The sequence below is a fragment of the Oleiphilus sp. HI0079 genome, assembly GCF_001635105.1.
In genome coordinates this window covers 15,190-38,576 of record NZ_LWFT01001161.1, presented here as the reverse complement: position 1 = coordinate 38,576, position 23,387 = coordinate 15,190, and the positions used below count along the sequence as shown (strand labels likewise).

The 23,387-nt window shown below is 45.8% G+C and carries 37 protein-coding genes; 9 read left to right on the top strand and 28 right to left on the bottom strand.

Features of this window, described 5'->3' with window-relative positions; genetic code table 11:
- The 6 genes from A3750_RS20765 to A3750_RS20740 all read right to left on the bottom strand — a co-directional run.
- On the bottom strand, nt 1–243 hold a 243-nt coding region (locus A3750_RS20765), incomplete at its 3' end, for a prenyltransferase (protein ID WP_197475205.1).
- Between the two features lie 110 nt (nt 244–353).
- Entirely contained in the window at nt 354–1,013 is a 660-nt protein-coding gene (locus A3750_RS20760; RefSeq protein WP_068458623.1) for a YoaK family protein, read from the bottom strand.
- A gap of 135 nt (nt 1,014–1,148) precedes the next feature.
- Nucleotides 1,149–1,595 carry a PliI family lysozyme inhibitor of I-type lysozyme gene (locus A3750_RS20755; RefSeq protein WP_082863396.1) on the bottom strand — a complete coding sequence of 149 codons (447 nt, stop codon included), beginning with the start codon at nt 1,593–1,595 and terminating at the stop codon, nt 1,149–1,151.
- Nucleotides 1,596–1,664: 69 nt separating this feature from the next.
- The gene (locus A3750_RS20750) at nt 1,665–2,129 is read right to left on the bottom strand and encodes a DUF2141 domain-containing protein (protein ID WP_068491734.1); all 465 of its coding nucleotides are present in this window, start codon (nt 2,127–2,129) and stop codon (nt 1,665–1,667) included.
- Nucleotides 2,130–2,244: 115 nt separating this feature from the next.
- Nucleotides 2,245–2,604 (bottom strand): hypothetical protein, encoded by a 360-nt coding sequence (locus A3750_RS20745; RefSeq protein ID WP_068458625.1) that lies wholly within the window; start codon nt 2,602–2,604, stop codon nt 2,245–2,247.
- A gap of 126 nt (nt 2,605–2,730) precedes the next feature.
- Nucleotides 2,731–2,982 (bottom strand): TIGR03643 family protein, encoded by a 252-nt coding sequence (locus tag A3750_RS20740; RefSeq protein WP_068458097.1) that lies wholly within the window; start codon nt 2,980–2,982, stop codon nt 2,731–2,733.
- A 166-nt stretch (nt 2,983–3,148) separates the two neighbouring features.
- On the opposite strand from A3750_RS20740, the gene A3750_RS20735 reads away from it, so the two are divergent.
- On the top strand, nt 3,149–4,834 hold the full coding sequence (locus tag A3750_RS20735) for an NAD(P)/FAD-dependent oxidoreductase (RefSeq protein WP_068458095.1): 1,686 nt from the start codon (nt 3,149–3,151) through the stop codon (nt 4,832–4,834).
- 29 nt (nt 4,835–4,863) lie between these two features.
- Here A3750_RS20735 and A3750_RS20730 read toward each other — a convergent pair whose 3' ends face one another.
- The 6 genes from A3750_RS20730 to A3750_RS20705 form a co-directional block, all read right to left on the bottom strand.
- The gene (locus A3750_RS20730; RefSeq protein ID WP_068458093.1) at nt 4,864–5,403 is read right to left on the bottom strand and encodes an isochorismatase family protein; all 540 of its coding nucleotides are present in this window, start codon (nt 5,401–5,403) and stop codon (nt 4,864–4,866) included.
- A 17-nt stretch (nt 5,404–5,420) separates the two neighbouring features.
- On the bottom strand, nt 5,421–5,915 hold the full coding sequence (locus A3750_RS20725; RefSeq protein ID WP_068464066.1) for a lactoylglutathione lyase family protein: 495 nt from the start codon (nt 5,913–5,915) through the stop codon (nt 5,421–5,423).
- 272 nt (nt 5,916–6,187) lie between these two features.
- Nucleotides 6,188–6,472 carry a hypothetical protein gene (locus A3750_RS20720; RefSeq protein ID WP_068457805.1) on the bottom strand — a complete coding sequence of 95 codons (285 nt, stop codon included), beginning with the start codon at nt 6,470–6,472 and terminating at the stop codon, nt 6,188–6,190.
- Between the two features lie 313 nt (nt 6,473–6,785).
- The gene (locus A3750_RS20715) at nt 6,786–7,361 is read right to left on the bottom strand and encodes a YdeI family protein (RefSeq protein WP_068457803.1); all 576 of its coding nucleotides are present in this window, start codon (nt 7,359–7,361) and stop codon (nt 6,786–6,788) included.
- Between the two features lie 70 nt (nt 7,362–7,431).
- Nucleotides 7,432–8,238 (bottom strand): crotonase/enoyl-CoA hydratase family protein, encoded by an 807-nt coding sequence (locus A3750_RS20710; protein ID WP_068457801.1) that lies wholly within the window; start codon nt 8,236–8,238, stop codon nt 7,432–7,434.
- A 156-nt stretch (nt 8,239–8,394) separates the two neighbouring features.
- Entirely contained in the window at nt 8,395–10,431 is a 2,037-nt protein-coding gene (locus tag A3750_RS20705) for an NADPH-dependent 2,4-dienoyl-CoA reductase (RefSeq protein ID WP_068548735.1), read from the bottom strand.
- Between the two features lie 117 nt (nt 10,432–10,548).
- Here A3750_RS20705 and A3750_RS20700 point away from each other — a divergent pair, with 117 nt between their 5' ends.
- Nucleotides 10,549–11,157, top strand: coding sequence for a TetR/AcrR family transcriptional regulator (locus A3750_RS20700; RefSeq protein WP_197466160.1), 609 nt, complete (start codon nt 10,549–10,551; stop codon nt 11,155–11,157).
- A 37-nt stretch (nt 11,158–11,194) separates the two neighbouring features.
- Here the strand turns inward: A3750_RS20700 and A3750_RS20695 are convergent, their stop codons facing one another.
- From A3750_RS20695 to A3750_RS20675, 5 genes are all read right to left on the bottom strand, one after another.
- Nucleotides 11,195–11,395, bottom strand: coding sequence for a hypothetical protein (locus A3750_RS20695; RefSeq protein ID WP_068452219.1), 201 nt, complete (start codon nt 11,393–11,395; stop codon nt 11,195–11,197).
- A gap of 112 nt (nt 11,396–11,507) precedes the next feature.
- On the bottom strand, nt 11,508–12,197 hold the full coding sequence (gene aqpZ / locus A3750_RS20690; RefSeq protein ID WP_068464063.1) for an aquaporin Z: 690 nt from the start codon (nt 12,195–12,197) through the stop codon (nt 11,508–11,510).
- Between the two features lie 357 nt (nt 12,198–12,554).
- A complete protein-coding gene (locus tag A3750_RS20685) occupies nt 12,555–12,911 on the bottom strand; it encodes a hypothetical protein (RefSeq protein ID WP_197475204.1) in 357 nt (118 codons plus the stop codon).
- A gap of 49 nt (nt 12,912–12,960) precedes the next feature.
- Nucleotides 12,961–13,356, bottom strand: coding sequence for a GFA family protein (locus A3750_RS20680; RefSeq protein ID WP_082873375.1), 396 nt, complete (start codon nt 13,354–13,356; stop codon nt 12,961–12,963).
- A 97-nt stretch (nt 13,357–13,453) separates the two neighbouring features.
- Nucleotides 13,454–13,813, bottom strand: a complete 360-nt coding sequence (locus tag A3750_RS20675; protein ID WP_068548533.1) for a VOC family protein — start codon at nt 13,811–13,813, stop codon at nt 13,454–13,456.
- Nucleotides 13,814–13,915: 102 nt separating this feature from the next.
- On the opposite strand from A3750_RS20675, the gene A3750_RS20670 reads away from it, so the two are divergent.
- Both A3750_RS20670 and A3750_RS20665 read left to right on the top strand, forming a co-directional pair.
- A complete protein-coding gene (locus tag A3750_RS20670; RefSeq protein ID WP_068458109.1) occupies nt 13,916–14,167 on the top strand; it encodes a type II toxin-antitoxin system Phd/YefM family antitoxin in 252 nt (83 codons plus the stop codon).
- Complete coding sequence (locus A3750_RS20665) at nt 14,164–14,418, top strand: Txe/YoeB family addiction module toxin (RefSeq protein ID WP_068458107.1); 255 nt, start codon at nt 14,164–14,166, stop codon at nt 14,416–14,418. The genes A3750_RS20670 and A3750_RS20665 overlap by 4 nt, the downstream gene beginning before the upstream one ends.
- A 502-nt stretch (nt 14,419–14,920) precedes the next feature.
- Here the strand turns inward: A3750_RS20665 and A3750_RS20660 are convergent.
- Both A3750_RS20660 and A3750_RS20655 read right to left on the bottom strand, forming a co-directional pair.
- On the bottom strand, nt 14,921–15,214 hold the full coding sequence (locus tag A3750_RS20660) for a HigA family addiction module antitoxin (protein WP_068548729.1): 294 nt from the start codon (nt 15,212–15,214) through the stop codon (nt 14,921–14,923).
- A complete protein-coding gene (locus tag A3750_RS20655; protein WP_068548727.1) occupies nt 15,214–15,429 on the bottom strand; it encodes a type II toxin-antitoxin system RelE/ParE family toxin in 216 nt (71 codons plus the stop codon). Before A3750_RS20655 ends, A3750_RS20660 begins: the two co-directional genes overlap by 1 nt.
- 34 nt (nt 15,430–15,463) lie before the next feature.
- Between A3750_RS20655 and A3750_RS20650 the strand changes: the two genes are divergently transcribed.
- Together A3750_RS20650 and A3750_RS20645 are read left to right on the top strand one after the other, a co-directional pair.
- Nucleotides 15,464–15,829 (top strand): type II toxin-antitoxin system CcdA family antitoxin, encoded by a 366-nt coding sequence (locus A3750_RS20650; protein WP_231871797.1) that lies wholly within the window; start codon nt 15,464–15,466, stop codon nt 15,827–15,829.
- A complete protein-coding gene (locus A3750_RS20645; protein ID WP_068453302.1) occupies nt 15,829–16,146 on the top strand; it encodes a CcdB family protein in 318 nt (105 codons plus the stop codon). The genes A3750_RS20650 and A3750_RS20645 overlap by 1 nt, the downstream gene beginning before the upstream one ends.
- Nucleotides 16,147–16,219: 73 nt before the next feature.
- On the opposite strand, the gene A3750_RS20640 is transcribed toward A3750_RS20645, so the two are convergent.
- The 3 genes from A3750_RS20640 to A3750_RS20625 all read right to left on the bottom strand — a co-directional run bounded on the left by A3750_RS20640 (nt 16,220) and on the right by A3750_RS20625 (nt 18,126).
- The gene (locus tag A3750_RS20640) at nt 16,220–16,741 is read right to left on the bottom strand and encodes a hypothetical protein (protein ID WP_068453304.1); all 522 of its coding nucleotides are present in this window, start codon (nt 16,739–16,741) and stop codon (nt 16,220–16,222) included.
- A gap of 34 nt (nt 16,742–16,775) precedes the next feature.
- Nucleotides 16,776–17,222: a hypothetical protein gene (locus A3750_RS20635; RefSeq protein ID WP_068453306.1), complete on the bottom strand. Its 447-nt coding sequence runs from the start codon at nt 17,220–17,222 to the stop codon at nt 16,776–16,778.
- Between the two features lie 580 nt (nt 17,223–17,802).
- Nucleotides 17,803–18,126, bottom strand: coding sequence for a hypothetical protein (locus tag A3750_RS20625; protein WP_231871905.1), 324 nt, complete (start codon nt 18,124–18,126; stop codon nt 17,803–17,805).
- Nucleotides 18,127–18,281: 155 nt separating this feature from the next.
- Here A3750_RS20625 and A3750_RS20620 point away from each other — a divergent pair, with 155 nt between their 5' ends.
- Together A3750_RS20620 and A3750_RS20615 are read left to right on the top strand one after the other, a co-directional pair.
- The gene (locus A3750_RS20620; protein WP_068453310.1) at nt 18,282–18,503 is read left to right on the top strand and encodes a hypothetical protein; all 222 of its coding nucleotides are present in this window, start codon (nt 18,282–18,284) and stop codon (nt 18,501–18,503) included.
- Entirely contained in the window at nt 18,490–18,786 is a 297-nt protein-coding gene (locus A3750_RS20615; RefSeq protein WP_369819962.1) for a type II toxin-antitoxin system RelE/ParE family toxin, read from the top strand. Before A3750_RS20620 ends, A3750_RS20615 begins: the two co-directional genes overlap by 14 nt.
- Nucleotides 18,787–18,869: 83 nt before the next feature.
- On the opposite strand, the gene A3750_RS20610 is transcribed toward A3750_RS20615, so the two are convergent.
- From A3750_RS20610 to A3750_RS20585, 6 genes are all read right to left on the bottom strand, one after another.
- Nucleotides 18,870–19,211 (bottom strand): hypothetical protein, encoded by a 342-nt coding sequence (locus A3750_RS20610; RefSeq protein ID WP_068453312.1) that lies wholly within the window; start codon nt 19,209–19,211, stop codon nt 18,870–18,872.
- A 23-nt stretch (nt 19,212–19,234) separates the two neighbouring features.
- Nucleotides 19,235–20,062, bottom strand: coding sequence for a hypothetical protein (locus A3750_RS20605; protein ID WP_068453314.1), 828 nt, complete (start codon nt 20,060–20,062; stop codon nt 19,235–19,237).
- A 65-nt stretch (nt 20,063–20,127) separates the two neighbouring features.
- On the bottom strand, nt 20,128–20,583 hold the full coding sequence (locus A3750_RS20600; RefSeq protein ID WP_068452401.1) for a hypothetical protein: 456 nt from the start codon (nt 20,581–20,583) through the stop codon (nt 20,128–20,130).
- A gap of 103 nt (nt 20,584–20,686) precedes the next feature.
- A complete protein-coding gene (locus A3750_RS20595; RefSeq protein ID WP_197475203.1) occupies nt 20,687–20,929 on the bottom strand; it encodes a hypothetical protein in 243 nt (80 codons plus the stop codon).
- 111 nt (nt 20,930–21,040) lie between these two features.
- Entirely contained in the window at nt 21,041–21,400 is a 360-nt protein-coding gene (locus tag A3750_RS20590) for a hypothetical protein (RefSeq protein ID WP_068548725.1), read from the bottom strand.
- A gap of 122 nt (nt 21,401–21,522) precedes the next feature.
- Nucleotides 21,523–22,032 (bottom strand): hypothetical protein, encoded by a 510-nt coding sequence (locus A3750_RS20585; RefSeq protein WP_068548723.1) that lies wholly within the window; start codon nt 22,030–22,032, stop codon nt 21,523–21,525.
- 354 nt (nt 22,033–22,386) lie between these two features.
- Between A3750_RS20585 and A3750_RS20580 the strand changes: the two genes are divergently transcribed.
- Nucleotides 22,387–23,370: an integron integrase gene (locus A3750_RS20580; RefSeq protein ID WP_068452387.1), complete on the top strand. Its 984-nt coding sequence runs from the start codon at nt 22,387–22,389 to the stop codon at nt 23,368–23,370.
- Nucleotides 23,371–23,387: the final 17 nt, after the last annotated feature.

Here is a 23,387-nt window from a genome sequence, read left to right as displayed (position 1 = left end):
ACTTCCGCCGCTAAAAGGTGTTTTGTTTGTGTTTAGATCCAAACCGCTTTTAAAGTCAAAGTATTCATTGAGCGTGTTCACGCTGATATGTGCCGCCATTGCACCAATAAGAACGAGCGCAAAGTCCACATTCGAGAAAACAGCCTGTTCCGCGAACGCGATACTCGCACCTAAAAAAACACAGGCAGGAGTGAGGATTAAAAAAGGTGGCCGTGTTGCTTGAAGTACAGCAGTGCGGTTCATGCTTATTGCTCGCTTGTCGCTTAGGGACAGTTAATTGGATGATGCTTGCAGATTAAAACGAGTGGCTAATGCGACATTAAGAATTAATCTGCGAGATAAGTTCTCGACTGTCAATGGTGTGTTTTAGCATACCGATGGTAGGTAAGTGCCATAACGAAGCAGATCATTGCAGGTAAAAACAACGCCATAAACTGAAGCTGCTTGAATATCAGTGTGCCCGCTGTGCCGCCGAGTATGAAACCAGCAATAATAAACAAGAAGAGTTTGGCTTTGCGCTTGTCGAGGGATTCGCCTCGGGCAAGTGCACCAAGCATAATGCCTAGGTCGGTAAAAATGCCCGTTACATGCGTGGTACGAACGATCGCACCGCTGTAGGTTGTTGCCAGAGCGTTTTGTAAGCCACATGCAGCTGAGGCAAAAAAATGCCCGTAGAACGAACCTGAGGTCAAAAACCACAAGGCGAGCAAAAGTAGCAATGCTTCAATGATAAGCGCAGTGTCATAGTGCCTGCCGAGTTCTAAGTTCGCCCCGTGCAACAGAAAGCCAGCAATAGATGACCCAACTAGAAACGCCACAATCACGCCAGTGAGATGCATCGTATTCTGTAATGAAGCGTCGAGGAAACTCGTGCCAAGCAGCGTTGCTGTGCCGGATAAGTGAGATACAGATTGGTGATCAAAGCTGAGTAAGCCAATGGCGTTTACAAAGCCTGCAACGAATGCCAGTACAAATGCACCAATCTCAACCCATTTTGGTAACTGTGCAATCAATGTGCGATCCGGCCTCTGTGTGCGGTCAGTCGGTGGGATGAATGGTTTTGATGGTACTCAGCGCATTATGTGTTCAAAATTGCCCGCCTGCAATGCAGTTGGTGCGATTTCAGTGTCCGTCAGCCCTGTTTTTGGTTAGCGGCAGCATGCTTTTCTAAGTGCGTTTACTGGGTCGGTGTCAGGTTGCATCCCGTTTAACTCGTGGATGCTTTCCAATCTGTTATCAGCGATAGAAAAGGCATAGGCTGATAGGTAGCTTCCACTGCCTACTGTTCGGCTGATAACAATGAGTTCCGATAGTTGATCACCGTTAATATCGGCAAGCGTTGCTGTTTCGATCGCACCATCGCGCGCCATAATCAGGCCGTCAAGAAAGAAGGTTGTTTCATCTCCTTTAGCCCCAGCATCGTACAGCCTAACGCTGAAGCTGCCGATAGAGCGCGCCTCTCGCTCGCCTTCGGCAATCAGCAGAGTCTGGCCGGTTTGGAATGTTAGCTGCTTAATGAAGCGGTCACTGTCTCCAGCATACGAGACACCTGAAAAAGACACGGCAACGACGAATATCACGAGTCTTATTAACATTGTTTTTTCCGGGAAAAGGGTACTTGATACAAATAGAACGGCCTTTTAGGAAGTTCTTTTAGAAAAAACTCAGGTTTCTTGGCCGACGCTATTTAAGTGAATTTTAATTGGGCGACCCGAAGACGCACGGATCTTGGTTTGCTCAAACGTAGGCGGGCCGAACCGGCCTTTAGCGTTGTTAGAAAAGCCCACTAGCTCAGTCGGGATGCCGATAAAGTTGGTATTGAGCTTCCCATCCTGATCCTCATCGTAGAACACGCTCACAGAGTACAGTGCGTCATCCAAACCTGAAAGTTGAAACGAAGCCTTGCCCTTCGCATCCACGTTTTGTCGCAGCGAAACAAGAGGTTTCTTTAAATGGTGCGTTGCGGAGTCAAACAACGACAAAACGATTTGGCCTGAAGACGGCTTAGCCCCGACCACCTCAACCCTCAAGGTGATATCGTCGCTCGCGAAGGTAAGGCTTGAGCCAAGGATCGAGGCAAAAACCAATGAGACGAACAACCCGGGTGCTCTCAGAAAATGCTTGATCATGGCTAACGCTCCGGTCATTTGATGATTAGAGAGTAGTCCAAATAATCAGAACGTTTGTGTTGGTCTAGCTGAATGTGACGTGGTCTGACGAATCTAGATGCCCACTATCACAAAGTTACTGCTTACAAAGACGGTTAAAGCCGGCTGTTTTAGCGGCTTTCACTACTTGTCCTACCGATCCCGCACCTGCATAGCTAACGATGACACGGGTTTTGGTCAGGTTCACTCGCATGGTTGCCGAGGTGTACACCAACTTAAGGTCGTACTCGCGTTTGGACTCATACCAACCGGTCGTATTGTTGTTAAACCAACCCCAAAGCGCATCATACTCGGTGCTGCCGCGGGCAACTTGTTTACCGCAGAACTCAAATTCTGGCGGCATGATATCGGTGAAATTGATGGTTCCATAGGCCGAAGCATAAGCACTATGCAGTAGGGCGGAACTTGCAACAAGAAAGACGATGATGAGTCGCATACAAACATTCTCTTATTTTTGGATGTCGCTTGATACTTAAGGTGTTTTAAAGGGCTCACTCACTGAGCCCGACCATTCTAACCAGAACAGCGAATTGTTCGCCATGCGCTCTGTCTGATTTTGTGCCTATCGATTTTTATACTGGGTTGGACAATAAGCTCTGGCGACATCTGGCGAGCGAAATGCCGTAAATTTGGTTTTTCTTCCGGATACCCGCTTGCGCCATAATTTAAATGAGTTCGGCTTTAAATTGCGGCGCATCAACCGGATGACGCTGGACTCATCGATATCGAATTGCTGCTTTATCGCCTCAAAAGGTGTTCTGTCTTCCCAAGCCATTTCAATGATTCTCGAGACCTCGTCCGTATTAAATTGCATTGTTTATCCGCCTGTACTGTCGCAATACCCTGATATGCTTTATGTACGAACAACCCTGCTTGAAGGTTCTTTCTGCTTTTTCGCGATCGATGATCCAAATTAGTCTTTACAGTGTAAATATATCGGGCGTATGCTCACAGTAACTAAGTATTGATTTGGACCGCTCATGACTCACAAGCAAAACACTTCCTCTCCCTCACCCAGTGCATTACGGATCGGCACGCGTTATAGGCCACGACGTGTTCAAGGCGACTTTGATGCGATTGTTATTGGTTCTGGTATCGGTGGCCTAACCACGGCGGCCATCATGTCAAAAGCGGGTAAACGCGTTCTGGTCTTAGAGCAACATTACACAGCGGGCGGCTATACCCATAGTTATGCTCGTAACGGTTATGAGTGGGATGTAGGCGTGCACTACATTGGTGAGATGGGGAGCCGATTATCCACTATGCGCCAAGTGTTTGATTACATCACGGACGGAGAGCTAAAGTGGGCCGCGATGGACGAAGCCTATGATCGCTTCTCCTTTGGCGACGAGACCTTTACCTTGAGGGCGGGCCGTAAGAACTTCTTGAACGACTTAAGTCAGGCCTTTCCGAATGAGAAGAAAGCCATAAAGCGTTATCTCTCTATGCTGGATAGCGTCAGTCGACTTATGCCCTTGTACTCAGCCGACAAGCTTTTGCCTGAGGGGCTTGCGGAGAAAAGCAGGGGCCTTAAGAACATGCTTTTGCCCGATTACTTTAAAAAAACAACCTACGATGTACTGCGAGGTCTGACCAGCGACGCACGTTTGATATCTGTGCTCACCGGGCAAATGGGGGATTGTGGTCTACCGCCAAAAGAGTCGAGTTTTATCATTCATGCACTGATCGCTCGGCACTATTTAAATGGTGGCTATTACCCGATTGGAGGGGCATCCAAAATTGCTGAGACAATCCTGCCGGTCATTCAGCGCAGCGGAGGTGAGGTCTTCACCTACGCCAACGTTACTCGGATCGTCATTGAAAGCACGAAGGTCGTGGGCGTTCAAATGGCCGATGGCACTGTGATTAAAGCGCCGCAGGTGATCAGCAACGCGGGTGTTCGAAATACATTTGGCAAATTAGTTGAGCCAGAGCTGGCGAGGGAGTTTGGCTACGCTAGCGATCTGCAAACGGTCACGCCTTCTTTGGCCCACTTAGGTATTTATATTGGGCTTAAAGGCACGCCCAAAGAGCTAAAGCTCCCTAAGACGAATTATTGGCTCTATCCAAGTCATGATGCGCAAGCAAACTTTGCGGCATTTGATGCCGACAAAAACGCGCCGTTCCCGCTTACGTATATATCGTTTCCTTCGGCCAAAGACCCGTCTTGGTCGGAGCGTTACCCTAATAAATCCACGATCGAAATTGTCGCGCCTTGTCCCTACAAGTACTTTGAAGCATGGAAGGATATGCCATGGGGTCAGAGAGGTGACGAGTATGACGCGCTTAAAGCCGAATTTGGTGCGCGCTTGATGGAGCAGCTATATAACGAGATGCCTAACTTGCGCGGTAAAGTCGATTACTTTGAGGTGTCTACACCGTTGTCGACCGACTACTTCTGTGCTTATTCTCGTGGAGAGTTATATGGCTTAGAACACGGCCCAGAGCGCTTTCAGCAAACATGGTTGCGTCCAAAGACCCGCATTGCAGGGTTGTATCTAACCGGGCAAGACGTTCTGTCGTGTGGTGTTGGTGGCGCGATGATGGGCGGCGTCCTCTCTGCCGCCAGCGTGCTTGGGCTCCAATCGCTCAACTTGCTTCCGTTTATGGCGCGCTTTAAAACCGACAGAAATACCGCTCAGGAGGGTGGTGCGGTAAACGCATGACGCGACGCGGTCGATCCACAGTTTCGAGCTTAACGGATAAGATCAAGAACGGGCTTGAACTCCGGTGCCCGACAGTCCTTGATCAGTTCGTACAAGCACATCTCTAGGCCTGTCAGCTCAATGCCATGTCGTGTGAGCTTGTCTAGGCCCAATTGTTTATTGCTTGTTAATCGGGACGATACGCAATCGCGCACAACTTCCACCTTGTAGCCAAGTTTTGCCAGCCCTCTGGCTGTTTGATAAACACAAATATGCGCCTCAATACCGCATATTAACCATGTGTCTACGTCATACGATTTGACGGCCTCGACAAAGGCCGGTTCTTCGCAGGCACTAAAAGAAAATTTGGCGATACGCGGCACTGTGTCTAATAGCGTGTTGAGTTCATCAACAGTCGGTCCAAGTTTTTCGGGGTTCTGTTCAAGTTGAATGATTGAAAGCCCGAGCACTTGAGCGCCCTTGATCAGCTTAGAGCAATTTGAAATGAGCGCCTCGCTTTCATGAACGATGCGCGCGAGCTTACCTTGAATATCAACGACAATAAGACCTGTGGTTTGCCTTGTAAGCATTTAGTTTACGCTCTCGTTCAGTATGCGCCTTGTGAATAGGTGAGCTCGTAGCTATGCGAATATACTTCGAAAATTAGACCAAATGGATCTTCTACATAACACATCTTATAAGGCTTCTCGCCAGGATAGTATTCTCGAATCGGCATGCGTTGTTTGCCACCATGCTCGACTATCTTGGCAACTAAGCCTTCAATGTCTGGATCTTGCACGCAGAAATGAAAGGTGCTGGTTTTCCAGTACTCGAAGTCTTTGGGTGTTTCATTGTTCTTAAATTCGAACATCTCAACGCCGATCTTATCGCCCGTCGACATATGCGCAATTTTAAATGAACCCCAGCCAGTGCCGAATACATCAATACACATTTGTCCGATCGCGGTTTCCGATTCCTCGGTGATGACGGTCGGCTCCATAATGTGATACCAACCCATTACATCGCTATAAAATTTGGCCGCCTTCTCGACGTCAGGAACGGATATGCCGATATGTGAAAACGTTCTTGGATAGGTGTTCATTGTAACCCTCTTAGTGTCCTACTTGGCTTGCGACTATGGGCTAGTGCTTAACTCTGAGCCCCTAGCGGATAGTTGCTAGGCAAGATAGGTTTTTTCGTACGGTCGTTTCTCGAATAAACTCTAGTCATGATACGTCGTTAAGCAAGTGTCGCATTGTGCTTCTCCAGAGAGCCCATACCACTCAGGTTTGATCATCGGGCGTATCGTAAACGAATTAGGGAGGGTATCGTCGTATAGCGGCATCACTCGGTAATCGAGGCGCATGAATGCGCTTAACGGATCATCGAAATACCGTCGATTTCGGTCACGCTATTGGCATTGGCTCGATCAATTATTTTTATAATAACCGATTGAATGGCTTCATCTTCTCTCGCGTCATGGTCGCTCGAAAGCTTCTGCTCTTGAGGTTCTGCGCCTTCTTCAAGAGTGAATGAGATAACTACTTCGCTCGCCCTATCTGAGGTGCGACCGAAGTACTGTATTGAGATCAGAGGGTAGCCCTTAAAGCCTTTCTTCACTTGTTTTGCGATACGTTTTTTCGCTTTGTCCACATTCATTCGTTGGTCCTTTTGTTGGCTCAGATTCTTTTTTAGAAAGAGGCAAATAGCTTACACAAGCCTTGAAGAAAGACCGTAAGTAAGGCCATAAGTAAGGCTTAATGAAAGTACGCTTTATGTATCAGAATATCTCCCGACATTGGACGCGCTTTCGTGTGCTCCAACTAACATCCCATCAATTAGACAGACTAGCAAGCCAGACAAGACGATTGGCAGAGGGGGTATTTATGAATTGCTGAAAAGGCTTAGCAAGTGATTCAATTAAGCGTTATTTGCCGACACCTTGCGCTGTGCCCTCTTATTTAAAGAGGACTTACCTTGGCTTTTCTCCTTCGGTTAGCATCGCCATGTATTTCAGAAAGCGCCTTTGTCGGGTCTCTGCCTTTTTTGCGCTTGTTAGTCCGTAAGCGATGACGTAGCGACTCGATTTACTCAGTGTGGCATAAAACTGTTGAGCTTGCGGCTCATCATTAAGAGCGGCTATAAAATCCTCTGGCACTTCAATCTCACTGGCGACATACGCCTTGTCCCAGCGGCCATCCGCTTTTGCTGCGTGAATCTCGGCTAGCCCTGCTATTTGCATCCGGCCGTCGCGTATTAGACGCTCAGCATGTTCGGTATTTCGTTTGGACCACGTGCTGTTTTTTATTCTGGGGGTGATGCGTTGCAGGTAGGCTTGATCGTCTAGGGATTTTTTGATGCCATCAATCCAGCCCCAGCATAATGACTCGATGACCACGTCATCCCAAGTGACACTTTCAATGCCGGTACCTTTTTTGAATATCTTCACCCACAGCTCTCGCTCGCTGTCGTGATTTTCCTCGAGCCATTGGGCGAGATCGTTCGGAGTTGCAAAGGTGACGATACGCGCGGGATTCGGATCAGGCATAGTTTGATTTTTTAGATTATGAAGAGTGGGCAAGCCAACCTAAGCGCTACTATTACCATTAGCACCACCATTACCACCACCATTGGCGCTTAACAAAAGGCCTGTTTGGATCTTTGCGATTACGGATATCCATGATACGCCAGTTTTTACTCACAAGCTGCGCGATTTGGTAGATGGTTTCGCGCGCTAGTAATGTGCGCGTAGAGCCATTCCAACTTTTTTGATTGGTAAACTTGATGGCCGCGGTAGCATCGGGCGATCGCGCCTTCAGCGTTTCTGCCATGGCCAATGCTTCAGCCATTGGGTCTTCGACAACGCGTGTTACTAGACCGTATTCGAGCGCTTTGTCAGCTTTAATGGGGTCGCCCGTCATGATGAGCTCGTTCGCAATGTCTTGCGAGATCGTACTCCGAATCGTTTGCAGCCCCGCCATGTCAGGGACCATGCCCCATTTTGCTTCCATAATCGCCAGCTCGGTATCCGGTCGCGCATAGCGCATGTCGGCACCTAAGGCTAAAGTCATCGCCATACCGTAGCTAATGCCATGCATCACGCAGATCACTGGCACTGGCAGGCGATGCCAGCCAATGCAAAAACGTTGCGCCATGTTGGTACCAAAGGGGTTTAGCTTCCAGCCGATTTTTGCAAACTGAATGGGCTGGCCCATGATGCTTTTAATGTCGATACCAGAGCTAAAGTGCTCACCCTTGCCAGAGATAATAACAACGCGAATGTCTCGGTCTTTTTTGATGATCTTTTGTACATTCACAATGTCGCACATCAGGTCGAAATTAAACGCATTGAACTTTTCTGGTCGGTTGAGAATAACGTGCGCGATGCCGTCTTCGACCTTGTAAATGATATGTTTAAAATCCATGGCTTTGACCTTTTGTTAACGCTGGTTGTCGTACGTTTTTATCTTTTGATCTGAAAGACAGTGAGAGTGAGGTTTCAGCCCTCACTCTCTATCACTCTCACTCTCACTCCGCGCTAGCAACTACAGTTCTAACTACAGTTCTAACTGCAGCTCTAACTACAGCTCTGCTGCGAGTTCTGCGCCTTGTTTAATCGCGCGCTTGGCATCCAATTCACCGGCAAACTCAGCACCACCAATGAGGTGGAAGTTCGTCGTTGGTGAATCCTCAGTGTAAAGCTCTTTGCGCGACTCTTGCCCTGCACAGATAACGATATGATCGACATCGAGCACGCGCTGTTCGCCATCCACAGTGATGTGTAAGCCTGCATCGTCAATCTTGTCGTAGCTTACTCCGCCGAGCATTTCGACGTCTTTCATTTTTAACACCGCACGGTGTACCCAGCCCGAAGTCTTGTTTAATCCTGCGCCTAGCGGGCTCTTCTTGCGCTGAAGTAAGTAGACTTCACGCGCTGGTGCATGTGGTTTTTTCTCGACTAGCTGGCCTGGGTTAGTGCTGTTGAAATCAACACCCCATTCTTCGCTCCACTCTTCTACCGTTTGTGGGCGTGGCGTGCTGTCTGCCTTGGCACCCGGATGAACAAGGAGTTCAGCAACATCAAAACCGATACCACCGGCACCGATCACCGCGACTTTGTCACCCACTTCTGCACCGGTAAGTACATCAAGGTAGGACAATACTTTCTTGTGCTCGATGCCTTCGATAGGTGGTTTACGTGGGTTGATACCCGTCGCGACGATGACTTCGTCATAACCTGCTTTTTCTAGATACTCTGCATCAACCTTGGTATTTAGCTTCAGTTTAACGCCTGAAACCTCAACACGACGACCGTAGTATTTGATCATCTCATAGAATTCTTCTTTACCCGGAATCTGCTTGGCGTAGTTGAACTGGCCGCCAATTTCGCTCGCCATATCGTATAGCGTGACGTCATGGCCTCGCTCGGCCGCCACAGTAGATGCGGAAAGCCCCGCCGGGCCGGAACCAATTACCGCAACCTTCTTCTTGTTGGTCACAGGAATATAAACGAGCTCCGTCTCATGGCAGGCTTGTGGGTTCACCAAACAAGAGGCGCGCTTCATCTCAAAGGTATGATCAAGACAGGCTTGGTTGCATGCGATACAAATGTTGATCTCATCCGCTCGACCTTCCGCCGCTTTGTTCACAAAGTGCGGATCCGCCAAAAACGGACGCGCCATTGAAACCAAGTCTGCATCACCCGTGGCAATAATGTCTTCGGCCACGTCTGGCGTGTTAATGCGGTTAGAGGCACATACCGGAATTGACAGCTCTTTCTTCACACGTGCGGTTGCTTCACGGAAGGCCGCTCGCGGCACAGAGGTCACAATGGTCGGAACACGTGCTTCGTGCCAGCCAATGCCCGTATTCATAATGGTTACGCCAGCTGCTTCCAGTGCTTTTGCGGTCTGGACGATTTCATCCGCCGTCATGCCGCCTTCTACAAGCTCCATCATCGACATACGGAACAAGATAATAAACTTGTCACCAACGGCTTTGCGCATTTCTTTGACTATCTCAACAGGGAAGCGCATGCGGTTTTCAATGCTGCCGCCCCAATGGTCTTTCCGCTGATTTACATGCGGCGCCATAAATTGGTTGATCAAGTAGCCTTCGCTTCCCATCACCTCAACGCCGTCATAGTTGGCTAGCTTTGCTAAGCGTGCGGTTTTAGCAAAGTCTTTGATCGTTGAGCGAATTTGCTTGTCCGACATGGCTTTCGGCTTAAACGGATTGATCGGCGCTTTTTTGGCGGAAGCGGAATGCGAAAATGGGTGGTAGCTGTAGCGGCCTGCGTGCAGAATTTGCAAAGCGATTTTGCCACCTTCTTTATGCACCGCGCTGGTCACTTTACGGTGGTTAGGAATGTCTAGGTAGCTGTTGAACAAACCCGCAGTTGGGTAAAACCAACCGCGCTTGTTTGGGTTGTAGCCGCCAGTAATCACCAAAGCTGCGCCACCTTTTGCACGTTCTGCAAAGTACGCGGCGAGTTTATCCATTTGCCAGAAACGGTCTTCGAGGCCCGTGTGCATTGAGCCCATGATGACGCGGTTTTTCAAAGTGGTGAATCCGAGATCTAAAGGTTCCATCGTGTGTGGATATGGTTGATTGCTCATACGGCCTAACCTCATAAAAAAATAAATGGCTTACTAAATAACTTGACGGCGTCAAGATAACAGTTATTTTGACAGTGTCAAGATTGCTTTGTTATCTTCCGAGCTATGAAAAAGACCATGAGCAAAAGTAATAAAAAATATCACCATCAAGATCTACGCAACACTTTGCTAGAAAATGCTGAGCAGCTCATGAGTGAGCGCGGTATCGCAGGCCTAACATTGCGCGAACTCGCAGAGCGTTCGGACGTCTCTCGACAAGCGCCTTATCATCACTTCTCGTCTAAGCATGCTTTGCTGTGTGCGGTTGCTGAGCGTTCTTTTGATGATCTGAACAACTTGCTTGATCAAGCGGGCATCAATGACGCCACATCCATCCAAGAACGCTTAAAGGACTATGTGATTGCCTATGTGCGTTACGCGGCTGAGAACCCCGAGAAGTATGAGCTCATGTTTGGCGCGGTGACCTGGCGCAACGAGCCTTCGGCGGAACTTACGGAAAAAGGCCATGCGACCTTTCGCCGCTACACCAACATTATTCGACAGTTCAAAGAACATGGCGACATGCCGCCTTACTTTGACGAAACCCGCATGTCGCAAATCACCTGGGCGACACTTCATGGTTTGTGCAAACTGAAGACCGATGGCGTATTTGTCAGCCTAGAGGCTGTCGAAGAGATGTCGCTATATGCTGCGGAGATGATTCTGTCTGTACTCAAAGGTAAGTAGTTGAGAGGCAAATAGAGTAAAGCGTAGTCGTTAAAGGCTAGCGCGTTAACAGCGCCCAAATTCCTGCAATACCGTCTTCTATGAGCACCGAGATAGTAAAGGGAATGACCAGACCGACAGCAAGCGCATAGCCAACCACCGGTGAGGCGTGCGCACTCAAACCTCCAATCACGGCAACTAGAGCCGTAAAGCCAATCTGGGCAGGGCTAGGTTTTATGAGTTTGTCATTTCGGAACAAAAGTTGATCGCTTTAATAAATGTAGTGATCTTTCTTCATGCGCACGCACCATGACTCGGAAACGCCCAGAACCGCCAACGCCTTCTCTATGAGCTCATTAGGGGTGGCATATTTAGTCTTCAGGCGTTCCGATAAATCGATAAATAGCCGCGCCAATGGCACCACCAATAATTGGTGCTACCCAAAAAAGCCAAAGCTGTGCGGTGGCCCAATCGCCAACATAAAGTGCCACACCTGTGCTTCGTGCTGGGTTGACCGAGGTGTTCGTCACAGGGATGCTAATCAGGTGTATCAGAGTCAAACCCAATCCAATGGCGATCGGTGCAAAGCCGGCTGGCGCGCGTTGATCGGTCGCACCCAAAATAATCAGAACGAACATCATCGTCATGACGACCTCGGTAATCAACGCCGCTTGCATGGTGTATCCGCCCGGAGAATGCTCGCCATAACCATTGGATGCGAAGCCGCCTGCCACATCAAAACCAGATTGCCCGGAAGCGATGAGGTACAGCACACCTCCCGCTAAAATGCCGCCAAGCACTTGCGCAGCAATATAAGGGGCAAGATCCTTTGCAGGAAAACGTCCGCCCACCCATAGCCCGACCGAAACAGCAGGGTTTAAATGGCAGCCCGAAATGTGTCCGATTGCATAGGCCATTGTTAATACGGTAAGACCAAAGGCCAGCGATACACCTAATAGTCCAATGCCCACGTCTGGAAACGCCGCAGCGAGTACAGCGCTGCCGCACCCGCCCAGAACCAACCAAAATGTGCCTATGAGTTCAGCCGCATATCTCTTCATTGTATTCTCCGATCCAGTTAGTAAATTCTACCTAAGGCTTAAAATAGGGCGCCAATTAGGTAGTCTTGCTCGCTTGCATATTTGTAAGCTAATACACGCGCCATACTGCATAACTGAATCATCAGCCAATAGCGGATAACGTACAGAATCAAAAAAGGCTACCGAAGCAGCCCGTTTATCTTGTTACTTTTTAGAGACATGCGCAACGTCATTTAACGTTCATGTGTTGACTCCGTTTTTATCTCTGGACGTGATCAACGGAGCCGAAAAAACATGAGCTCGCCACTGTCTAGGGCGCTATGTTCACCCGGTTTGCTGGCGTATAGCCAACATCAACCGAGCCAATCTATGGCGTCTTTAAGCCGATGCACCGTTAGACCGAGTTTGTCCCACGAGCAGTAGGTTGATGTCGCCTTTCACTTTGAAACTCATAATCAGCAGATAAGCACTTAGGAAAAACGCCCCGCCAAGAAAACCAGCGAGCCCCAAGATGAGTCCAACCGGCTTAAAATGATGACGCCATGCCAGCCAAAGGGCCGACAAAGCCAAAAAGCACATAAAGTCGAGATTGAATTGCCCAGGCCATGCCACTTTTGCGATGTCTCCGAAAAACACGGGTAACAATCCCAAGCCATGGTTTGAAACAACAATCGCTGTATAGGCAGCAATCACGATAAATATCGTAGCCAGTAATAGTCGAAATGCGGTCATCATTGTCTCCTAGAACGTTTAAAACGATGTATCTGATTGCTAGGGCAGCTTATTAGTTTTTGGTGTGTTTCTTCACCGACATGGTGGTCCATGCTGGAAGCTCTTGTTCAAAACTGACACTACTCGCGATTAAGTCGTGTGGCAGCGCGATATTCGCAACGGTCATATGCATCTCACCTGGCCATTTGCTAGAGCGAAAGAACATGCGTGTGCCGCAGTCCGTACAAAATCCCCGTTCTGATTCTTGGGATGATTGGTACCACCGTAGTGAAGCGCTGCCGGCATCTACCGTAAAGTGCGCGCTCTTTACACCAACCCACGTGACGGCAGATGCTCCATGCGCCTGTCGGCAAGACGCACAAACGCAATCGGCCACGAACAGCGCAGGCCCGGTGAAAGAGAATTGCACCACGCCACACATGCATGATCCTTGATATGGCTTGTTCATGTCCGATAACTCCTGCTTCAAGTATGCACAACATGTTTGGGTTTAAACTGAACTGTGCTTTTGCGGCTCATCTTCCAGATAACCATGCCTTGATTTGCTATGCGTCCGTATCAGACCAAACCGCTAATTCATTGCCGCTGGGCTCAATGAAATGAAAACGCTTGCCACCGGGAAAAGCAAAAATGGGCTTAGAAATTACGCCGCCCGCCAATTGAATCTTGCGTAAGGTTTGCTGCAAGTCGGAACTGTAAAATACCACTAAAGCTGCACCGTTTTCTGGTATCGGTTTGCTGTCAGCCTTATAGAAACCGCCATCCAACCCTTGCCCAGAAAAAGCTGTGTAGTCAGAGCCAAAGTCCTCAAACGTCCAGTTGAATACCTCGTAGAAGAAGTTCTTTGTGGCGTTCAGGTTCACAGCTGGAAATTCAACATAGTTTATCTTCTCATGCTCGTTCATGATGTTTCCTCGGAATAGCGCAACTTGTTGGCGATGGTTGATAAACTGGTTATGCGGGCTTACAATGCGTACATATTTACGTACATGTACAGGAGATGATTTATGGAGAGCATAAGCTACACAGCTGCCAGAAGCAACCTTGCTAAAACAATGGAGCAAGTTTGTGATGACCACGCACCAATTGCAATTACCCGCAAGGGAGAAGGCGCCGTAGTTATGATTTCTATGGATGACTACCAAGCGCTTGAAGAAACAGCCTACTTGTTGCGAAGCCCCAAAAACACTAAACGACTGATTGAATCTATTGCTGAACTCGAAGCTGGGAAAGGCCAAGAAAAGGAATTGATTGAGTGAAGCTAATTTTTGCAGAAAAAGCATGGGAAGATTATCTATACTGGCAGAAAACAGATAAGAAGATATTGAAACGAATTAATACGCTTATTAATGAAATTAAGCGAGACCCTTTCGAAGGCGTTGGTAAACCAGAGCCACTTAAACATGCCCTGTCTGGTTACTGGTCTAGACGCATTAACGATGAGCACAGAATTGTTTACAAAGTTAATGATGACTCCCTTCTTATCGCTCAACTACGCTACCACTACTAGCGCATAACAGTGTGTTTAACGAACCTTCCGGTCCGCTAAACACTTTTTATGCATTTTCGCTTGCCCCTGATTTTGTTGCAAAAGTAAGCGGTAGAAACATGAACACCACCAGTGCCCAAGTATATAAAAAAACACCTATTAACCCGTGCACGAATGTTACTGCAAACGCCACTTTTGTTAGGCGATCAGAAAAGAACAAAACCGCGCAAAATATACAAATGAATATTGAAACGAGAGTATAAATAAATAACCAAGAACCAGCTTGGGATGGCGAAATAGCAAACAGAAAAGCCTGCTTTGCTTACTCGATTGACGATAAGCAGTCAGGTTTTACGCCGAACAAATAGACCCACCAAATAGCGGTAAACGCACCACTCGCGATGAGGCTAAATAAGCCAGCTCCTTTATTACTCATAACTTCCCTTAGAGCGTATAACGCCGCTATAAAGGGCAGACAATGAGCAGCATTGGCTGTCCAGCCCAACGCTTGGTTATATTTCTACTACGCAGCTTCAAAAGAAACTGAGTGCACATTGCCCAAATTAATATTTTGCTTTGCCTGCCAAAGGTCGTAGTTATCTTGCATTGCAAGCCAACTCTCAGGAGTGCGGCCGACAGCTTTTGACAGCCTCAAAGCCATTTCAGGCGTAACACCGCTTTGCCCCTTTAGAATACGATTTAGAGTAGATGATGCCACATCTAATTGTTTAGCAAGAAAGCGACAGCTATAACCGAAAGGCTCTAGATATGTAGCTTTAATGAATTCACCGGGATGAGGAGGGTTATACATACTCATTAGTGATAGTCCTCGTAATTTAATATAAAAGCATTACCATCTTTAAACTCAAAAGTTACCCGCCTACCATTGACTGAAATAGACCAAATGTCCTCTCGCTCTCCTTTTAACGGATGCAATTGATAACCGGGCAAATCAACATCGTCGATCACTTGCGCAGTATCAATAGCTGCCAACTGCATTTTCAATTTCTTAGCATGGTGCGCACCACGCATCAATAAGTATAACGCCCACCTCAACGAGCAAATTTTGCTGGCGGCAGTTTTGTCAGTGGTGACAGTAACATTTGTCCGTTGGAGGCGCTTGTTAAATGCTCTTGTATGGAATAGCATGAATGCACATAACATATGCGCATTTGGAGTAAATAATATGCAAGCACTTTTTGACCAACAAGCACCTAAAAAAGCAACCAACCTAACTGTAAATAGCGACCTTTTAAATCAAGCTAAGAGCTTGAAAATAAATTTATCTGCCACACTTGAACAAGCCCTAATTGTACAAGTGAAAAACGCACAGCGCGAGCAATGGCTTAAAGAAAACAAAGATGCAATTGATGAGCTTAACAAGCTGAGCGATGAAAACGGCTTATTCTCTGACTCGTTTAGGAGTTTTTGATGAGCCAATTTACACTTTATCTGAACAAAGATAAAAGCAGTAAAAAGACCTACCCTTATTTTGTTGATGTTCAGAACAACTTGTTAAGTGATTTAAACTCTAGACTGGTTATACCATTAACACCATCAAACAAAGTAAACGATAAAGTAGCCCAAAAGCTTTGCCCTACCGTCAATATTGACGGCGACGAATTTGTTCTTGTAACCAATCAGATGACCACCGTTCCAAAGTCAATTCTAAAATCCGAGGTAGATTCTCTAGAGAGTTATCGGTATCAAATTATTGACGCCATTGATATGCTGATCACCGGCATTTAACGCCGTAATAACCGGGCTGCCGGTGCGAAGCAGTGGCAGTCCGATGGCATGGCTTGCCTTGCCATGAAGTTGATTACCTTGTTATGTTTTTTGTGCATTTAACAGTATTTAATTCTTTAACCTTGGAGTTAAAAGCAGACAGCAAATCTTGAAACTCCTTACTTTGAGTTACAATTTCTCTGAATGCTTTACGAAATTGGTCACCATTTTCACTTTGCGGCTTGTTTTTGATTTTTTGGTATTTTTGGACCGCTAATTTGAAACTTGAACTTTTCTTAGAGAGCGTAGCCTCTAATTCGGGAGAATAATCAATCCATTGATTTAGTTTAGAATCAGTATTTACGTTATTTGGAAAGTGTTGGAGAGCTAATTGGACTGCAAGGTTTCTTCTGTTAATTGCAGCAAGTTGCACGTCTCTGTAATAGTTAGCTAATTCGCTATGCTGAGGAAGAACGTTAACAACTAATGCTGTACTTTCATTTTGCCATGCTTCTTGGACCTCAGTATATGCAGCATATTTTTTTATACAGCTTTGGCTACTGGCAAACGTATTAATACTTAAGGTTGCTAAAAGTGTGAAAAGTAATTTTTGCATAGTACCTCTTAGAACGCCAAAAACAGCGGCGCATTTATGCGTCCGCCTGCTTTTTCTTGTTATGTGAATTTACTGCGATGTACCAGAAAACTAAAGAAACGACCACCGAATTAATGGCATAAGCCAAATAGCCCACTTCTTGTAGCTGACTTGGCATGTTGCTACCTAGAAGTAACACGAACTGCCAAAGCAAGCCAATACAGAGCCCCAAAAATAGGTAGATTGACCAATGCCTTATGCCTAGCTTGGATAGAACCCAATGTACGGGCACACCAGCAAAAACAACAACGAGATAGGAGGTTCCAACAAAGCCAAATACGAACATGGAGAGCACGAATAGAGTGCCAGGAATCTGCGATGCAATAGATGAAAGTGATTCGGTGCTTTGGGTTAGAAGATGCTCGCCAAATATATACATGACAAACACGAGCGATGCCCAAGGTGAAATCAGTACTGCTTTGAAAGTGCGTTCTATATTCATTTTTTCACATAACGCCTAGCACGCCGGAGCGCGAAAGCGCTTCCGGAGCTGCGATTGGTTATATGCTGAGTTATTGAACAACATTGGTGATAACTAAAGGGCTTTTATTTTGATAGCGATAAGGGATATTAATAGTATTCGATTGTTGAGCGTTAAGAGAAAAGTTTAAATGCATTGAATGGAACGTTCGATGCACGAACCCATCGTTAGGCCCCATATTTGAAGATGCCCGCTCCTGCTGAAGAAAGTCCACTTTTATGTATCCAGTTTGCTTCTCATGACTGTTGTTTTGAAGCGTAACAGAAAATGTGCAAGGGCTTTCGATGCAATTGATGCTCTTTTCTATAATTGCAACGTTGGGCGTTTGAACAAAAAAGACATAGAAACTGATAGCGATGGCTGCCAAGCACAAGTACAAAATGAATATTTTCGCATTGTGTTTGGTTCTGATAACAAAATTTCTTGTAGCTCTATCCATGACTATTTTGCATATAACGCTTGCAGCATGCGCGCCCACGAAATGGAGCCGAGGGCGCAATGTAGTGGGCGTCGCCGTGCCTGCACTGGTTATGTGCTTGGACTACTGGGCACATGATTGTAGCGAAAAAATGAAAAGTCCAAACCATACATTACCAAGCAATATCAGCAACTTGATTGCACCGCGAGCAAACGCGGGAATATTTTGATAGCGGCATAAATATCCAATGACGACCCATTGCACCGCCAGCCACACAGCTGAGAAATACAAAATACCTTTGTGGCACTCTATGTCAGAAGTGGTGAAATAAGCATACCACCAACCCGAAACCATACCCGTAGTGAGAAGCACGAGAAGCGCGCAAGACAGCAGGTTGCGCCAACGCGGATACTCCGTGCTTAAAAGCTTTTCCTTCGCTTCGGTCAACTTTTCCGTCACTCAAATCCCTTCACGATCTGCCACATAACGCCGCGTTAACCGCGCGAGCCGAAGGCGAGTCCGGTTGAACGCTTGGTTATAACTTTATTTAGTTGTAGCAATATGCCACAATTGATTCACGCATAAGAACTGGAGTATCAATTATGGCAACTAGTAGCGTTAGATTAGACCAAGAACTTATTGAAAAAGCTACCATTATGGCAAAGGCCTATAATAGAACACCGCCTAAGCAGATAGAGCATTGGGCGAAGATTGGTGAAATGATGGAAGATAACCCCGACTTACCTTATGAGTTTGTAAAGCAGGCCATTATTGCACAAGCAGAAAAAGAAGCAGGTAAATTGGAGCGTTATGACTTTGGCTAAAGTTGAGCATATTTTACAGACACCAACTTTTAAGAAAGCTGTTAAGAAATTAAAGCCCAATCAGAAAACAGACCTTGATTTAGCAATTAAAGAACTTATAGAAAATCCGCTGTTGGGTGAACTGAAACGAGGCGACCTTGCTTTTCTGAGAGTTCATAAATTTAAGATGGTTAAGCAACTGACATTACTGGGCTATAGCTATGATGAAGGCGTGCTTACACTAGAGTTGATGGCTCTTGGTTCACACGAGAATTTCTATCGAGACATCAAACGTACGTTCTGAGTTATAACGCCTGCCAGCAGGGGCGAGTGAAACGAGACCAGCCAGCTTGCTGGCGATACTGGCTGGCTTTGTTATACGATTTATCATTCTCGTTCAAATATTGATAAAGGATAAACCCACGGAAATCCCATGTCGTCAAGCATCCAATCTGTTTCCGATCCACTTTCCATAAATGGAATCAGTAATTCTTTTTTGGTTTTTAAATCACATGCTGGAATCAAAACAAGCATTGCCTCCATTACACCCATAATACTTAGTGCAACGTATAAAGAGGTAGGCCCCTCTAGATAAAGGCAAGGTAGAAAAGTTATTCTACGACCTTTCTTTGGCTTATAAAAAGCATAAACTCCACCGAATAAAGGAACTTTTATAATCCATAGAGACTGAGATTCTTTACTTATCCACTTGCCGTAAAAGTAGTTCATAACTTATTTCGTATAACGCTTGGTTAATTGGCAGTCTGCTGCGTAGGTGTTTTTTCAACCGTAGCAGCAGGCTGTCCTATTGAACCACTTGTTATATCTCGTGGTTCGCTCTCGGCACTATTAAGATACTCAAATAAATAAGACCCAGTGATTGAGCCAGCAACCCCAAGTAAGAAGGCAAACAAACTTGAAAGACTTAAAGCCGATATTGGATGGCGCTTAACCTTATCTAGAATACGAAAGTAAAGGTCTTTTCGGATTTTTTTAATATCCTTTTCAGCTGACTCTATGTCGTCATTTGAAACTCGATCTCGCCTAAGTTTTTCTTTGCACTCGCTACAAATTATTGGATTGTGACATGAAGCAACCAGGTCTGATTTAATCCCGTTCATGTCAAAAATACACCCACGTGTTTCATCATGGGTAAAATCTGTCATTTCATGAAATTCAGGGATCTTATGATTGTTTCTTTTATATGCAAAAGTGTAGGCATTGAGGAGGCGATAAATGACATTTTCCAAAGGAATATTAGCACTCTGCAATATTTCTTTGATTTCGTAAAACGTGAAAATCACTTGGTTGCCACCTAATCTACGGGAGTACCAATTGTCTTCCAATGGAACGTTAACAATTGCAATCATGAAGTCTGCGCCATTTAGTTTGGGCATTTGTTCTCTAACAAGATGATCAGAAAATTCCCAGTCAAAACCATCTGAATTACATCGCAACTCATGATTATCAATTTTTTCAATTACTTCAAATAATGAAGAAGAGAAATTTTTGATCTTCTTCGGATCAAACCCCAACGGCAAATGACCGATAGATACTAACTTAATCTTAACTTTGCTCATAAAGTCCCTTTAGAGATATAACGCCGCCTTCATGGGTTTATCCCATGTAAGGCTTTGTTATGGTTTCAATATCCTTCTGAAAACTTATGGCCATCTTCAATAACTTTTTTTGCAAACGCCTCTGCCTTTTTTGTTGCTATAGCTATTTGATCTGAAGATAAAACTTCATCCAAGTTCTTTGTTGTTGCCTGCATATTAAAGGTAGATTGACTATTATTCTCGAGTATATAACACCACATATAAAGATTTTCATTGTCATCAGTTTCAGAGACCATATTTACAATATTGGCTATCGCATCTAATCTTCCAAAACGTGCTGCCTTACTTAGATAGTTATATCTCTGCTCTCTAGTCAGATCTTCTACTACTTCAGCAAGCCCAGAATAAGCTCCATCATTACCTAGCTTAATTGACTCATCAAACAAATCTTTCGCATCTTCGTATGCTTCATCACCAAACTCACTAATTACAAACCAAGCTTCTGATTCTAGATCGGTCGCTTTAACATCTAATTCAATCATCAATATCTCCCTGAATGATTAATTTTCACCATAACGCCCGCAACACACGCGAGCGCAGCGAGTCGAGGGCCGAAGGCCCGCTGTGGTTGCGCTTGTTATGTGCTTAGTACTCAATACCATCTTTACCATCCTGGCATTTAGGACATTTACGCTGAAAAATATCTGTGCCGTTTGCACCGTAAACATGGCCGCAGTTTTTATTCATACACTCAAGTTTGTACGAAACCTGCCCATGATCTGTACCGCTTACGCCCCGAGTACCATGGTTTTGTTGGTTGTTGCGGTTCACGAAGCCGATTTTTGTTGTATCTGTACTTCCACTTTTCCACATACTCGAATCCTTCATGGCACATAACGCCAAGCGAATGGGCTGGCGCTGCGCAGCAGTGACAGTCCAGGCCAACTTGTTGGCCGAGCATTGCGCGCCTTGTTAAGTGTTTTATATTTGGTTAAAACGCTAGCCATCGCCGCCCCCACCAGAACCACCTGAATCGATGTGGCCACCACCATCTCCGCTATCGGAATGCCCCATACTACTGGAGGAGTGCGAGGCAACAATAGCTGTAAGAAATAAGAGCTCTAGGAAACGTGATTTAGGTTTGCTAGAAACACTACCTTCTGGAGCAGACCTAATATGACTGAGTGCAATATTAAGAACGAGAATTGCGCCAAATATTGGTAAGCATATTACTACAAGCGATTGAAAGAGTATTTGGATCGGCTCGTACATTTCCGATTTATGTGCGTAATAGATTGCCATGGCATCTATGTATACCAAAGCTATTACGAATATCCATATCAAGTATTGGCTCATCATCTTCTTACACTTAACGCCGCCATATGGGGCATTGTTTATGGAGTGGTGCTTTGGGGTAAAGTGGCGTAGCCACCCCAAAGCGCAACGGAGTAAACAATGTCCCTATGATGGCCTTGTTAGTTTTAGCCGTGGGGAGCACTTGACCTTTTGAACCCTTCCTGTATGCACGCTTTAAAGTTTCCCACAGATATTTCTTTGGCAAGCATGTTTACGCCGCCAGCATTTGTATATTGAGTATAATCTTTTGATGGCATGGGATCGCTAACGTACCAAGCATTTCCATCAACGTTTGACGAGCATGGGCCTTTAAATGTTAGGGTCCATGTATTACTCAGAAAGCACTTCTTAGAAGTTTGAATATAAGTGTCTGTCGTTTTAACAGTATCGCCAGCAGCCCCAAAAATTTGAGTTACTGTTACTTCAGTCGCCGGACCATCAATACCACCGGCATGCTTGTTTATGTAGTAAGTCCAGTTGGATTTTAGACCACTATTTTCAAGAATGAATGAGTCGCATTTGGTAATACCATACTTATGGAATGAATTTAGAAGGCTTTGATTGTCATTTTCTGCGTAAGCAACGCTAGAAAAAATCATTGCAAAGACTGTATTGATAACGAAGTTTCTTTTCATTTGTTTCGGTTTCCTTATTTATTGTTCAAAACTAACATTTGAATATACGTCTCGCGACGCACGTCTTACGACGGTATATTTTTTTGATTGTTGTTCCTTACTTACTTGGTAGGTCCAACCATCGTTGAGCTTTCCATCCTAAGTTTAAAAGTGTCGTTTTGGAAGTGCGTCTCGCGACGTATATCCCATTTTTCAATATCTCGGTAAAAAGCTGACTAAGTCATTTAAATCAGCCACTTATGAGCGCAGGGATTCTCTTCTGGTTTATACGCGTCTTGCGACGTATATCCTCAACGATCTTGACATAATTCTCTCTTGTTTTTACTGTATATAAAAACAGTCTAGGAGCTTGTCATGGATGACGTCCGCAAACCTATTTCGTTCAATTCGCCGCGTCTTTTAGATCAGTTCAGATTATTCATTCGCGCCAAGCATATGGCTTACGCTACCGAGAAAACTTACTGTTCATGGGTTGTAGATTTCATTCGTTTTCACGATCGAAAACACCCTAATGAGATGGGAGCACTGGAAGTCGATGCGTACTTAAGTCATCTCGTCCTGAGAAGGTCTGTATCCATTAACACACAAAAAACTGCTCTGAATGCATTGGTGTTCCTATATAAGCAGTTTCTGCGCATCGATCTTGGTGAGCTGAACTTTGATTACAGCAGGAAGATGCAAACAATTCCTACAGTATTTAGTCATGATGAAGCATGCTCCGTAATCTCTCAGTTAAAAGGCGTTCACTATCTGGCGGCTTCGCTTATGTACGGTTCGGGTTTGCGCGTTATGGAGTCGGTTCGATTACGCGTGCAAGACATCGACTTCTCTAACACCTGCTTGATCATTAGGGAGAGTAAAGGCATGAAGTGGCGGCGCACACTGCTACCCAAAAGTCTGGTGAAACCTCTTCGAAGCCAGATTGAGTTCGCTCTTGCGCTTCACAAACAAGATTTGGAACGTGGTTTTGGTGAGGTGTATTTGCCGGATGCACTCAACCGAAAATACCCGAATGCAGCTCGAGAACCAAAATGGCAATATGTTTTTCCCGCACAACATTTATCCATCGATCCTCGATCGAGCATTGAACGTCGACACCACATAGGTGAACAGCAAATCCAGCGTGCTGTTGCCAAAGCCATTCGTGCAGCACATATCTATAAAAAGGCCGGTTGCCATACTTTTCGGCATAGTTTTGCGACCAATCTGTTGCGAAACGGAACGGATATTCGCGCTATTCAAGAGATGCTAGGGCATAGCAATATCGCAACGACGCAGATCTATACGCATGTTGTGGGTATTCAGGAGCGTGGCGTGGTGAGCCCAATGGATCAGTAGTTGTGTTCGTGGCGCTT